Source organism: Streptomyces sp. NPDC056948, assembly GCF_042674225.1.
GTDB classification, from domain to species: domain Bacteria; phylum Actinomycetota; class Actinomycetes; order Streptomycetales; family Streptomycetaceae; genus Streptomyces; species Streptomyces purpurascens.
In genome coordinates, this window is record NZ_JBHUQX010000297.1 from 1 (window position 1) to 11,923 (window position 11,923).

An 11,923-nucleotide genomic window follows, 5' to 3' on the forward strand; every position below is an offset into this window, starting at 1 on the left:
GCATACAGCTCCGAGAGCGACACCTCCCCGCCCCCGGCGAGAACCTCCGCCACCTCCCGGGTGAACGGCGTCGCGACGTCGGCGTCCCCGCCCAGGATGCAGCGGTTGGGCTGGACGCTCATCAGGAGCAGGACCTTCTCCTTGTTCCCCTCCGGATCGGGGAAGCGGTGCCAGACCCCCGCCGCGTGGCCCGCGTAGCAGCAGTCCAGGATCACCAGCACCTTCTCGGCGCGGCTCTGGGCGACGCAGATCTCGCCCAGCACCTGGGCGAAACTCACCGCGCCGGGCAGCCCGCCCGCGACGACCCGCGCGGTGCGCATCTGGAGGTGCAGCTCGCCGCCGGACGTGTTCACGACGGCATGCCCGGCGAAGTAGAGCAGCAGCAGGCCCTCGGCCTCGCGCACGGCGCCTCGCAGCTCGCCCGTGAAGTCCTCCTCGGACGGTGAGGCCAGCACCCTGACCTCGCCCGCGCCGAACACCCCGCTGCGGTTCAGGGCGTCCTGAAGTGTCTTCCGGTTGTGTCGCACGGCGGGGAGCTGGCCGGTCACGCCCTGCGGATCCGGCGCTGTGTGGTCGTACTCGGACACGCCGACGAGCAGCGCCCGGTTCGCTCGGCCGCGCGGGTCGAAGCGGGTCACCGGGCTACTCGCCGTCGGAGCCCAGCGGACGGATCTCCGATTCGGGTTCGCCGCCGTGGAGCCTGCGGCGGTTGTTCTTCCAGGTCTTCACCGCGCGGTTGGTGTACTCGGTCAGCGCCACGACCGTCGCGAGGTCACCGAGCAGTTGGAGGACGAGCTCGATGTCGGGCCCCAGACGCCCCTTGGGCCCGTCCGTGCTGGTCCGCTCCTCGATACGCAGCTTCCCGGCGGAGAGCAACTGCTCCAGCGGCTCGTCCCGTTCCAGCCATGCCCGCAGGGCTCTGACATCGTCCACGGTCGCGCCGTCACCCAGCCGGACGCGTACGCCTAAGACAGCCACTTCGTCCCCCTCTGTCATACCCGACATCATGACACCGGGTCAGGCCCCCGGGGCAGACCTTTGACACGACCCGCGAAAGCGATTGCACGCCCCTTTCACGCCACGCGCACACGGCGCACGCGGCTCAGCCCTGGGTCTGAAGCTGGCGAAGCTGCCGCTGGACGTGGTCCAGGGCCCCCTCGCGCCGCCCGGGCACCCGGCCGCGCAACTCGGCGAGTCCGAACCCCAGTTCACGTGCCTGCGCGGAGTCGGATATCTGGCCCCACTGGTGGTGGGCCCGGTCGACGGCCGACTCGACGGCGGGCGCGTCCACCGCCTGCCCGGCGTTCAGCCGGGCGGTGGCCACCGACAGCCAGGTGCGGCAGCTCCGGGCCGCGTCCCCGGCGAACATCGCCAGGTCGGCCCGTACCTCGGCCCAGTGCAGGGCCTCTTCGGAGGCGGGTCCGTGCGCAACCACGGCGGCCTGCTCGTGCCGGGCGGCGAGCGCGTCCGCGTCCTGGTGCCGGCCGGACTGGACGGCGGCGGTGATGGCGGTGTGCGGATCGCCGCTCACCGGCCCCCGCTCGCTCACCACGATGTCCCGGCCGGCGCTCTCCTGCGCGATCCGGGCCAGCGCCTGCTGGTGCAACTGTTCCGGCGGCGGGCGGAACCCGCTGCGCAGGATCGTCGCCACGGCCTTCATGTACGCCGGTGCGGCGACCGTGCGCCGGGACGGCGGTGGTGCGATGCGCCCGTGGACGGCGGTGCCGCGGCCCGAGTCCAGGGGGGTGCTCAGCAGCAGCTCCCAGGTCTCGGCGTCCGCGTGCAGGTCGAGCACGAGCGTGGTCGCCCCGGCGGGTCTGAGCCGCAGTTCCTCCCGGAACCAGTGCCAGGGGAAGGCCGTGTAGCGCACGGTCGGGGCCGTGGTGCGGGCCAGCGCGAGATGCGGCAGGCGCTGCTTGCGGTCGAGCTGGAGCTGTCCGGTGACGTACACGGTGAGCGGGCCGGGGGCCGTGGCGGCGGCGCGGAGCCGGGTGAGGACGGCCTGCGGCTCCAGCGGGTCGGCGAGTTCCACGACGTTCGCGGTGTCCGTCCCGGACAGCACATGGGGCGGCACGGCGGCGAGGACGGGGAGCACGGAGGCGGCGTCCACCAGGCGCCCCTTGCCCAGCGGCGAGGCCGCCAGCAGCAGCACGGTTCCGGGCATCTCTTCCCCTCCCCCGGTCGATCACGTACGGCAGCACCGTAACCTCTGCGGCTGCAAAGGGGGCGATCAGGACCGCAAACGTCCGCCTTCGGGTGGTTCGCCCCCCGACTTGCCAGCGGCCCCCCGCAGGTGTGCCCTGGTAGGCAGGGGCAGGGAGAGAGGAGCGCTCTCATGGCTCATGCGGCACCCGCCTCACGCGAGGTGGCCCTACGGCGCCGTACACCCGATGTCTTCAGCCCGCGCGCCCACGCCATGGCGAAGGTCGCGGTGCCCGTCGCCCTCGGGCTCGTCTACGGCTACTGGGCCGCGGCCAACCGGCGCTACGGCGGGCCCATCACGGGCTGGAACCTGCTGTTCGGCTTCGTCACCGCGCTCGTGTTCGCCGTGCTGTTCGCCGCCGTGTGGCAACTCGGCCCGATGCTGCGACGCGAACTGCACGCGGCGCTCTGGTTCGCCTTCACGGGCTGTGCGACCGGCTTCCTCATCAGCCAGTCCGGCCTGTCCGTGCTGTGGTCCATGTGGCTGGGCATGGCGGCCGGGGCGGGCGTCCTGCTGACCATGTTCTACCGCTACTACACGCACGAGGACGCCACGGGCCGCCGCATCGGCTGACCGGGTCCGGTCGTCCCGTGGGTGCGCCCTTTCGGCTTGACTTGTGCGGCCGATTGCAGTCACACCGCGCGCGCGGCGGGCCCGTGGCGGCTTGCCTGGAGGGGTGCCCGAGCTCGACCGGGCGCCCGTACCCGAGCAGGCGCCCCCACGACTGCGGAACGCCCTGTCGGCCGTTCTGCTGGTCCTCGCGTGCCTGCTCGTGCCGTTCGGGGCGCTCGCGTCCTGGGCGGCGCACGGGCTGACCGACACGAGCCGCTACGTCCGTACGATGGCGCCGCTCGCCGCCGACCCGGATGTGCAGCTCGCGGTCGCGGACGCCGTCGGGGACGGCATCATGCGGGAGGCCGGGCACGAGCTCGACACCGGCTCCCTGCGCGGCGCGGTCGGGCCCTTCGTGCACGACGCGGCGCGTTCCTTCACCCGCACCGAGGCGTTCCGCGCCGCCTGGGACGCGGCGAACCAGGCCGTCCACGCCGCCGTGCTGCACGCCCTACGCGACGACAAGGCGCACGCGGCCGAGGTCACCGTCGACCTCGCGCCGGTCGTCGCCCGGGTCAAACGCCAACTCGAGGACGACCACGTGTCGTTCGCCCATCGCATCCCGGTCACACACGCCCGGGTCCCGGTGCTCCCGGCCGGGGACGTGGACCGACTGCGCAGGGGATACCACGTGCTGGACACCGCCGCCTTCTGGCTGCCGCTCGCCGCCGCCGTCCTGGCCGTCGCCGGGATCGCCGTCGCCGCCTGCCGCCGCCGTGCGGTCACCGCCCTCGGCCTCGGCACGGCCCTGGGCGGCGGGCTGCTGGTCCTCGCCGTCGCGATCGGCCGCCGCCTCACCCTCGCCGACCTGCCCGACGCACTCCACCGACCGGCGGCGGGCGCGGTCTACGACGCCCTCACGACCACCCTGCGCACCGTGTCCTGGCTGCTGCTCGTCCTCGGCCTGACGGTGGCGCTCGGCTCGTGGCTCACAGGCCGGTGCCTCGCCGCGCGGCGACGCGGGCGAGCGTCCGCAGCGCCCGCCGCAGATCCCCCTCCGGAGCCGACGCGAGCCCGAGCCTGACGGCGTCGGGGGTGTGGCCGGGGGCGACCGCGAAGGCGGGGCCCGGCGTGACGGCGATGCCGTGGGCCGCGGCGGCGGCCGTGAAGGTGTCGGCGCGCCAGGGGGCGGGCAGCTCCCACCAGGCGAAGTAGGCGCGCGGGTCGGACCGTACGGCGAAGCCGGCGAGTTCCTCGGCGAGGATCCGCTGCCGCCGCACCGCGTCGGCGCGCTTGGCCTCGACCAGCCGTGCCACCGTCCCCTCCGCGGCCCAGCGCACGGCCGCCTCCAGCGCGAACCGCCCCGCGTTCCAGCCGCCCGACCGCACGGCGTCGGCCACGGCGGCGACCCGCTGCGGCGGCACGACGAGGAACCCGACGGTGAGCCCGGGGGCGACCCGCTTGGAGAGCCCGTCGACGACATGGGCGAGGGCCGGGGCATGGGCGGCGAGGGGATCACCGGCCCCGTGCCGCTCACCCGACCCGTGCAGGAAGGACCAGATGCGGTCCTCCACGATCGGGAGGTTCAAGTGGTGGATCAACTGGGCGAGTTGCAGCCGCCGTGTCCGGCTCGTCGTCAGGGACGTCGGATTGTGCAGCGTCGGCTGCACGTACAGGGCGGACAGGGGTGCCGTACGGTGCGCGGCCGCGACGGCCTCCGGGAGCAGCCCGGCCGTGTCACCGGCCAGCGGCACCAGGGTGATGCCCAGCCGGGCCGCGATCTCCTTGACCAGCGGATACGTGAGCTGCTCCACGCCGACCCGGCCGCCCGGCCGGACCAGGGAGGCCAGGACGGCAGCGATGGCCTGGCGGGCGTTGCCGGTGAACAGCAGCCGGTCGGGGGCAGGGCGCCAGCCGGGCGTGGTGAGGAGGGCGGCCGCGGCCTCCCGGGCCTGCGGGGTGCCGGTGGCGGCGGCCGGCAGCAGGGCCTCGGCCAGCACGTCGGGGCGCAGCAGGGGCGCGAGGACGGGGGCGAGCAGCTCCGGCTGGCCGGGCGCGCTGGGGTAGTTGAGCTCCAGGTTGACGGGGGCGTCGGCCGGGCCGGGCTCGGCGAGCGCCTGCCCCGCCGGTCCCGTCGGTCCGGCCCGTACGAAGGTGCCGCGCCCGACCTCGCCGACGACCAGGCCGCGCCGTACGAGTTCGCTGTACACCCGGCCTGCCGTCGACGGGGCGATCCCGCGGCGCCGCGCGAACGCCCGTTGCGGCGGCAGCCGTTGACCGGGCCGGAGCCGTCCGGTGGCGATGTCGTCGGCGATCCTGTCGGCGATCAGTCGGTAGTCACCCATCGGTCGGCCTCCCCCTTGGATTGCACCGAGAGCAAAGATCTTATTGCACCGAGTAGTTGGGCGGCCTAGGGTCGTCTCCATGGCACCCTTCCTCGCATACGAGGACAAAGGCCCCGTGACCGCCCGGCAGCCGCTTGTCCCCAAGGTTCCCCTGGTTCTCGTCCACGGCCACCCCTTCGACCGCACGATGTGGGCCCCCCAGCTCGAGACGTTCTCGGCGGACCGCCGGGTCATCGCCCCCGACCTGCGCGGTTACGGCGCCTCTCCCGTCACCCCCGCGCTCACGGACTTCTCCGGCTTCGCCCGGGACATCGAAGCCCTGCTGGACGAGCTGAAGGTGGAGTCGTTCGTCCTCGCGGGCCTGTCGATGGGCGGCCAGATCGCGATGGACTGCTACCGCCTGTTCCCCGAGCGCGTCAGCGGCCTGGTCCTCGCGGACACCTTCCCGTCGGCGGAGACCCCGGAGGGCGTCCGCACCCGCGACGCCATGGCGGACCGCCTCCTGGCGGAGGGCATGCGCGGCTACGCCGACGAGGTCCTGGAGCGGATGGTCGCCCCGTACGCCCCCGCCGAGGTCAAGGCACACGTCCACGGCATGATGACCGCCACCGCTCCCGAGGGCGCAGCCGCCGCCCTGCGCGCCCGCGCCCGGCGCCCCGGCTACGACGACCTGCTGACCCGTGTCTCCGTCCCGGCCCTGGTCGTCGTGGGAGCGGACGACACCTTCACACCGGTCTCCGACGCCCTGGCCATGCACGCGGCGCTCCCGGACTCGGCGCTGCACATCATCGACGGCGCGGCCCACATGCCGAATCTGGAACGCCGGGACGTGTTCGATCAGGCGCTGGGGGAGTTCCTGGCCCGGGTCGACGCTCGGCAACCTTCCTCCGCGCCACCCCGTCTTTGAGGGAGGATGCGGGCGAACCACCCCGCGAACGGAAGGCCGGCCTGTGAACACCGCCGCTGCCGAGTGGACCGCCACGGACGACGGGCCGGAGCACCGCCCGCCCGGACGGGGGTGCGGCGCGTGGTTCGCCGGCCTGCTGCTCGCGGGGGTGAGCGTGGTCGTCGGCTTCCGGACCGCCGACAGCGACGGCAACACACCCGTCCCGCAGCTCCTCGCCTTCCTCCCCTGGCTGCTCGCGCCCACCGGCCTGGCGCTGCTGCTCACCCTGCGGTCCCGCTGGTGGTTCGGAACGGCCTGGGGAGTCGCCGTGCTCGGCCTGCTGGCCTGGTTCATCGAGCCGTACGGCAAGGTCGACGACCCCGCCGGCCGCCCGGTGGCCGACCTGCGCGTGCTGACCTCGAACGTCGAGTTCGGGCAGGGCACCGGCTCCCTGGTCGCCGCCGTCCGCCGCGAGAAACCGGACATCGTCTTCGTCCAGGAGTGCGACTACGAGTGTGACGCGCGGCTGAAGAAGGACCTCTCGCAGGACTACCCGCACCGCCGTGCCGTCGAGGGCGGCGGCTCCGAGGGCTCCGCCATCCTCAGCCGCTTCCCGCTCCGGCCCACCGAGGGCGTCCGCGGCACCATGGGCATGCCCGGGGCGATCGCCGACGTGGACGGGCACGCCGTACGGCTCCAGCTCGCCCACCCCATGCCCCCGCTGCCCGGGCAGGTGGGCCTCTGGAAGCGGGAGCTCGGCGCCCTGCGCGCCGCGGCCGCCACCGGCCGCGACACCCCGCTCGTCCTGGCCGGCGACTTCAACGCCTCCCAGGACCACGCCGCCTTCCGCCGCATCCTCGACACCGGACTGCGCGACGCCGCCCGCCTGGACGGCGCCGACCGCACGGCCACCTGGCCGACCCTGACCGCGCCGACGCTCGGCGCCCAGATCGACCATGTGCTGGTGTCGCGGGACTTCGCGGCCCGCGACACCCGCGTGCTGAAGTTGGCCGACACGGATCATCGGTCGGTGATCACTGAACTGACGCTTCATCAGCGCCCTGGGTCCGGTGGGTCCGGCGGGTCCTAGCGGCCGGACTTCTCCAGGGCCTTGTCCATCGCCGCCGCGAAGCCGTTGGCCCAGAGCTGGTTCACCCGGGCCCGCTCATTGGCGTCCGGGTTGGCGTTGGTGCAGGACGTGCCGGGCCCGCCACCGGACATCAGCTCGCTGCACGGGCCCGAGTAGTGGTCGGGCAGACCGAGGACGTGGCCGGTCTCGTGGGCGGTGACCCGCGTGGAGTCGTACTGCTGGTTCTGCCTGTAGTCGAGGAAGATGTAGCCGCTGCCGTGCCCGTCGGTCGAGGCGTACGAGCCTCGGGAGTCGTTGCCCTCTCTGTAGCTGAAGTCGGCGGACGAGGCGGACCCCGACTGGAGCTTCACGTTCGACACCGCGCCGTTCCATATCTGGGTGCTGCGCGCTATCTGGGAGCTGAACGTCGGCGCGCGGGACGCGTCGTAGACGACGGTGACGGCCGCGGTGGCACTCGGGTTCGCGGCACGCTTCTCGGCGACCGACTTCAGGACGGCCTGGAAGAACGCCTTACTGGCGTCCGAGTCGGCGGACTTGGCGACGTACCCGGCGTGCGGGGCCGCGACCGGGGAAGCAGCGGCGGGAACCGCTGTACCGAAGCCGACCGTCGCGAGGCCGAGACCGAGAACGGCCAGTGAGGACATGGACTTTCGCATCGAGACTCCTTGGTGGGGGTGAGTCGTCACCGGTGAGTCTCGATGCCTGTGCGGCGCCTGTGATGATGGCAACCAGGGATAGGACAGAACTATTGGCTGCCCAATTCACATGCTTTAGCGGTGAATTATGTGGCTGGTTAGCGAAGCGATTCCGCTTTAGCCTCACGGAGCATGGAGCTCGAGGTGAGGCACCTCCGCGCGCTGTGCGCCATAGCCGACACCGGCAGTCTGCACCGTGCCGCCCGGCACCTGGGCGTTGCCCAGCCATCGTTGAGCACACAACTGCGCCGCATCGAGCAGGAGCTCGGCGGCCCGCTGTTCCTGCGCGCCCACACCGGCTGTCGCCCCACCCCGCTGGGCCGCCTGGTCCTGAGCCGCGCCCGTCCCCTGCTGGCCGAGATGCAGCTGCTGGTGGTCGAGACGAGGGCGGCGGCGGCCGGCGGCACCGAGCTCCGTATCGGCTCGACGGCGAGCAAGGCCCTGGCGGGCTGGCTGCGCCGCCTGCGCACGCACGGCCAGAACCCGACCCTCCATATGAACGTCTCCGCCAACGCCCTGCTCCGCATGGTCGTGGACGGCCAGCTCGACGTCGCCTTCGTGCACGAGGTGGAGGGCTGCCCGCTGCGTATCCCCGCGGAACTCCGGCTGCGTGTCCTGGTCGAACGCGAGCCGCAGTGCGTGTCACTGCCCGTCGACCATCCGGCGGCCGGAAAACCCGAGGTCGACCTGAGCGACCTGGCCGGCGACCGCTGGATGATCGACCCCACGGTCGACGGCGAATGGGACGCCGTCCAGCGGATGTTCCGGGCCGCCGACGTCAGCCCGCACGTGCTGCACGGCGACTACCACACGGCCGACGCCCTGGTCGCGACCGGCGAGGTGGTCACCGTGTGCCAGCCGACCCGCACCCCCCGCCCCGACATGGCGGTACGACGTCTCAAAGGCGACCCTCTCGGCGTACGGCTGCTCGTCGCGGCTCGTACGGAGACGGCCCTGGCCCGCGTCTACCCCGCGCTGGAGGAGGCCTACGGGGAGGTGGCGCGGCAGGCACCGGCGTACCGGGAGTGGCCGGCCCGGGAGTGGCCGGTACCCGACGGACCGCACCGACCGCCGAGCCCGGCCCTCCCCTGATCCTCCTGAACGTGCGGCGGCTCAGACGCCGATGTCGGAGCCGTCCGCGCGCCACACGGCCACGACCGCCGGCCGGACGTACTTCCCGGGCCCGTCGGGCCAGGTGCTGGCCGGCTTCTCCACGGACGCGCCGTCGATCTCGCCCGGGTGCTGCACGGCGACGAGGACGCGCCGGTCCTGGATGATCGGACCGCAGGTCTCGGCGCCCTTCGGCACGGTCAGGAACTGCTTGAGCTCACCGCGCCGCTCGCCCCGGGTCGCCACGCCGAACAGGCCGTCGTGCGAGCCGAGCTGGGCGCCGTCGGTGGACATCCACAGGTTGCCGTAGGGGTCGAAGGCGACGTTGTCCGGGCAGGAGATCGGGCTGACGCCGTCCTTCGGGAACCCGGCGAAGTACGTCGCCGGGTCGTCCGGGTCACCGGCGACCAGGAACAGCGACCAGGCGAACTTCGTGCTCTCCGGCCGGTTCCAGCGCTCGGTGAGCTCCAGCACGTGCCCGTGCTTGTTGGCGTGGCGCGGGTTGGCCTCGTCCGCCTTGGCGTTGGAGCCGACACCACGGTTGGTGTTGTTCGTCAGCGCGACGTACACCTTGCCGGTCACCGGGTTGGGCTCGATGTCCTCGGGCCGATCCATCTTGGTGGCGCCCACCTTGTCACCGGCGAGCCGGGTGAAGACGAACACCTCCTCCGCGGTCATCCCGTCCACGTGCGAGACGGCACCCTTCGCGGTGGCGGTGGCCAGCGGGATCCACTGCCCGCTCCCGTCGAACTCACCGTCGCCGGGCAGCTTGCCCGTGCCGTCGATCTCGAGGGCGGGGGAGTCACCGGTGAGCTTGGCGACGTACAGCGTCCCCTCGTCGAGCAGCGAGAGGTTGTGCTCGCGCACGGCACGCGAGGACCCGTGGCGCATCCGCTTGCTGCCGACGAACTTGTAGAAGTAGTCGAACCGCTCGTCGTCACCGGAGTACACGACGGGCCGCCCGTCCTGCGTGAGCCGCACGGTCGCGGCCTCGTGCTTGAACCGCCCGAGCGCGGTGTGCTTGCGAGGCGTCGAATCCGGGTCATAGGGATCGAACTCGACCACATACCCGAACCGGTGCACCTCGTTCGGCTCCTGGGCGACATCGAACCGCTTGTCGAACCGCTCCCACTTCCGCTCGGTGGCCCCGGTGCCGATGCCGTACCGCTTGTCGGTGGCCCGGCTCGCGTTGCCGAAGTACTGGTTGAAGTTCTCCTCGCCGTGCAGGGTCGTGCCCCACGGGGTGACACCGCCCGAGCAGTTGTTGAGGGTGCCGAACACCTTGGTGCCGGTCGGGTCCGCGGAGGTCCTCACGAGCTCCGACCCGGCGACGGGCCCGGTCAGCCGGAACTCGGTGGTGACGGTGACGCGCCGGTTGAGCTGATGCCGCGAGACGGCGGTGAGCTTCCCGGTCTTCCGATCCCCTTCCACGACGACGGCGGACAGCCCATGGGCAGCCCAGGCGATCTCGGCCTGCTCACGGGTGGGGTTGGCGGCGTCGTAGCCGCGGAACATGAGCACCTCGTCCGTGTACTCGTGATTGGCGACGAGAAGCTGCCGGTTCCGCTCCCCGGGCAACGGCAGCAGGGCGAGAAAGTCGCAGTTGTACCCGAACTGCCCGGCCTGCGCCTTGGCGGTCTGCTTCTCCGGGTCGAAGGCGGGCGCCCCGCGCAGGATGGGCTCGCCCCAGCGGATGACGACGTTCTGCCCGTACCCGTCCGGCACGGTCACGGCGTCGGTGGTGTTGGGCGCGACCGACGCGAAGCGCAGCCCGCGAGCGCCCTTGTGTTTACGCCGGGCAGCCGCGGCGGCGGCGTCCGCTGCCGATGCCGTTCCCGGCACCGATCCCGATGCCGATGCCGGTGCCGCACCGGCAGGCTGCGCCTGCCCGACGCCCACGGCACCCGCCCCCGCGGCGGCCACGGTCACCACGGCCGCGGCCCGCATCATCGACCGGCGGCCGATCGCACCGGCGATCACATCACCGACGTACTCGTTGGAGCTGGTGTTGGGCACCTCGTGGAAGCAGGCGTCACCACACCGGAAACGACAGGTCATGGCGGAGCGCCCGCCAGGGTGCGAACCGGACGGCGTTCCGATCAACGGCAGCAGCTTTCGCACTTTGCTCTCTCCTTGGATGCCCTTGGTGTCAGCGTGACCGTAGGAGCGCATATGTGCGGGAGCCGGGCGCCTGGATGAACTGCGGGTGAACCTGCGGCGGCCGTGCGGCAGTTGCGGCGATTCAGCACCGCGTCACCTTGGCAGGCCGGATGTCCCCCTTGACAGCGAGGACCTCGCACACCCGACCCTGCCCAAGATCACACAGGAGGGCCGCTAACCTTACGTGTCCGTCCTGGCCAGGGATTGACGGGCTTCAACTCACGCGAAGGGTTGCGCGCACATGGGCATTCTCACTCTCTTGCGGAACGCGTTCGGACGGTCACGCAAGGCACGGACCGCCGAGGCGGAGGGTGCGGCGCGGCCGACGACGACCACGGAGGAGCCGACGGCAACGCCGCCGGCCGACACATCGACGCCCCGGGGCCAGGTACCCGCCCAGGAGCCCCCGACCGCCTCCGGCGAACGCCAGACCCCCTCCCCCACAGCAAGCGTCCCCGAACCCCGCACCTCCTCCCCCAACGAACACGACCTGGTCTCCGAGGCCTTCGACAAGGTGGCGGCGGTCCCTCGTCCGACGCGCTCTGCGGAGACGGAGGAGGCCCAGGACACCGAGGAACCGGCGGTTGCGGAGGCCACAAAGAAGGCGGCGGTCGCGGAGGAGCCGGCGGTTGTCGAGGAGTCGACGGTCGCCGAGAAGCCGGCGGTTGTCGAGGAGTCGACGGTCGCCGAGAAGCCGGCGGCTGCGGAGAAGGCGGCTGTCGCGGAAGAGCCGACGGTCGCCGAGGAGCCGACGGCCGCGGAGAAGGCGGCTGTCACGGAAGAGCCGACGGTCGTCGATGAGCCGGCGGTCGCCGAGAAGGCGGCTGTCACGGAAGAGCCGACGGTCGTCGATGAGCCGGCGGTCGCCGAGAAGGCGGTGGC

The 11,923-nt window shown here is 72.5% G+C and carries 11 protein-coding genes and 1 pseudogene; 6 read left to right on the plus strand and 6 right to left on the minus strand.

Annotated features, from left to right (window positions below; translation table 11 throughout):
- From ACFTZL_RS30910 to ACFTZL_RS30920, 3 genes are all read right to left on the minus strand, one after another.
- On the minus strand, positions 1-638 hold a 638-nt coding region (locus ACFTZL_RS30910), incomplete at its 3' end, for a caspase family protein (protein WP_382589205.1).
- A 4-nt stretch (positions 639-642) separates the two neighbouring features.
- Positions 643-996 carry a hypothetical protein gene (locus tag ACFTZL_RS30915; protein WP_382589208.1) on the minus strand — a complete coding sequence of 118 codons (354 nt, stop codon included), beginning with the start codon at positions 994-996 and terminating at the stop codon, positions 643-645.
- A 106-nt stretch (positions 997-1,102) separates the two neighbouring features.
- Positions 1,103-2,164 carry a hypothetical protein gene (locus ACFTZL_RS30920; protein ID WP_382589211.1) on the minus strand — a complete coding sequence of 354 codons (1,062 nt, stop codon included), beginning with the start codon at positions 2,162-2,164 and terminating at the stop codon, positions 1,103-1,105.
- Positions 2,165-2,335: 171 nt separating this feature from the next.
- On the opposite strand from ACFTZL_RS30920, the gene ACFTZL_RS30925 reads away from it, so the two are divergent.
- Positions 2,336-2,776, plus strand: coding sequence for a hypothetical protein (locus ACFTZL_RS30925; RefSeq protein ID WP_382589214.1), 441 nt, complete (start codon positions 2,336-2,338; stop codon positions 2,774-2,776).
- Between the two features lie 103 nt (positions 2,777-2,879).
- Positions 2,880-3,839, plus strand: a complete 960-nt coding sequence (locus ACFTZL_RS30930) for a hypothetical protein (RefSeq protein WP_382589217.1) — start codon at positions 2,880-2,882, stop codon at positions 3,837-3,839.
- Here ACFTZL_RS30930 and ACFTZL_RS30935 read toward each other — a convergent pair.
- On the minus strand, positions 3,745-5,100 hold the full coding sequence (locus tag ACFTZL_RS30935) for a PLP-dependent aminotransferase family protein (protein ID WP_382589220.1): 1,356 nt from the start codon (positions 5,098-5,100) through the stop codon (positions 3,745-3,747). The two genes, ACFTZL_RS30930 and ACFTZL_RS30935, sit on opposite strands and share 95 nt — an antisense overlap.
- A gap of 79 nt (positions 5,101-5,179) precedes the next feature.
- On the opposite strand from ACFTZL_RS30935, the gene ACFTZL_RS30940 reads away from it, so the two are divergent.
- On the plus strand, positions 5,180-6,007 hold the full coding sequence (locus ACFTZL_RS30940; RefSeq protein WP_382589223.1) for an alpha/beta fold hydrolase: 828 nt from the start codon (positions 5,180-5,182) through the stop codon (positions 6,005-6,007).
- Positions 6,008-6,050: 43 nt separating this feature from the next.
- Positions 6,051-7,076, plus strand: coding sequence for an endonuclease/exonuclease/phosphatase family protein (locus ACFTZL_RS30945; RefSeq protein WP_382589226.1), 1,026 nt, complete (start codon positions 6,051-6,053; stop codon positions 7,074-7,076).
- Here ACFTZL_RS30945 and snpA read toward each other — a convergent pair.
- Positions 7,073-7,732: a snapalysin gene (snpA, locus tag ACFTZL_RS30950; RefSeq protein WP_382589229.1), complete on the minus strand. Its 660-nt coding sequence runs from the start codon at positions 7,730-7,732 to the stop codon at positions 7,073-7,075. The genes ACFTZL_RS30945 and snpA overlap by 4 nt on opposite strands.
- 171 nt (positions 7,733-7,903) lie before the next feature.
- Between snpA and ACFTZL_RS30955 the strand changes: the two genes are divergently transcribed.
- Positions 7,904-8,863: a LysR family transcriptional regulator gene (locus ACFTZL_RS30955; protein ID WP_382589231.1), complete on the plus strand. Its 960-nt coding sequence runs from the start codon at positions 7,904-7,906 to the stop codon at positions 8,861-8,863.
- A 21-nt stretch (positions 8,864-8,884) separates the two neighbouring features.
- Here ACFTZL_RS30955 and ACFTZL_RS30960 read toward each other — a convergent pair whose 3' ends face one another.
- Complete coding sequence (locus ACFTZL_RS30960) at positions 8,885-11,002, minus strand: PhoX family protein (protein ID WP_382589234.1); 2,118 nt, start codon at positions 11,000-11,002, stop codon at positions 8,885-8,887.
- 280 nt (positions 11,003-11,282) lie between these two features.
- On the opposite strand from ACFTZL_RS30960, the pseudogene ACFTZL_RS30965 reads away from it, so the two are divergent.
- Positions 11,283-11,923 (plus strand): annotated as a pseudogene (locus tag ACFTZL_RS30965) (Toxic cation resistance protein); the annotation flags it as partial.

Bases quoted from the DNA above. Each gene is read 5' to 3' on its own strand.
- snpA (WP_382589229.1), bottom strand. From the start codon at position 7,732: ATGCGAAAGTCCATGTCCTCACTGGCCGTTCTCGGTCTCGGCCTCGCG.
- ACFTZL_RS30915 (WP_382589208.1), bottom strand. From the start codon at position 996: ATGACAGAGGGGGACGAAGTGGCTGTCTTAGGCGTACGCGTCCGGCTG.
- ACFTZL_RS30925 (WP_382589214.1), top strand. From the start codon at position 2,336: ATGGCTCATGCGGCACCCGCCTCACGCGAGGTGGCCCTACGGCGCCGT.
- ACFTZL_RS30920 (WP_382589211.1), bottom strand. From the start codon at position 2,164: ATGCCCGGAACCGTGCTGCTGCTGGCGGCCTCGCCGCTGGGCAAGGGG.
- ACFTZL_RS30955 (WP_382589231.1), top strand. From the start codon at position 7,904: ATGGAGCTCGAGGTGAGGCACCTCCGCGCGCTGTGCGCCATAGCCGAC.
- ACFTZL_RS30935 (WP_382589220.1), bottom strand. From the start codon at position 5,100: ATGGGTGACTACCGACTGATCGCCGACAGGATCGCCGACGACATCGCC.
- ACFTZL_RS30940 (WP_382589223.1), top strand. From the start codon at position 5,180: ATGGCACCCTTCCTCGCATACGAGGACAAAGGCCCCGTGACCGCCCGG.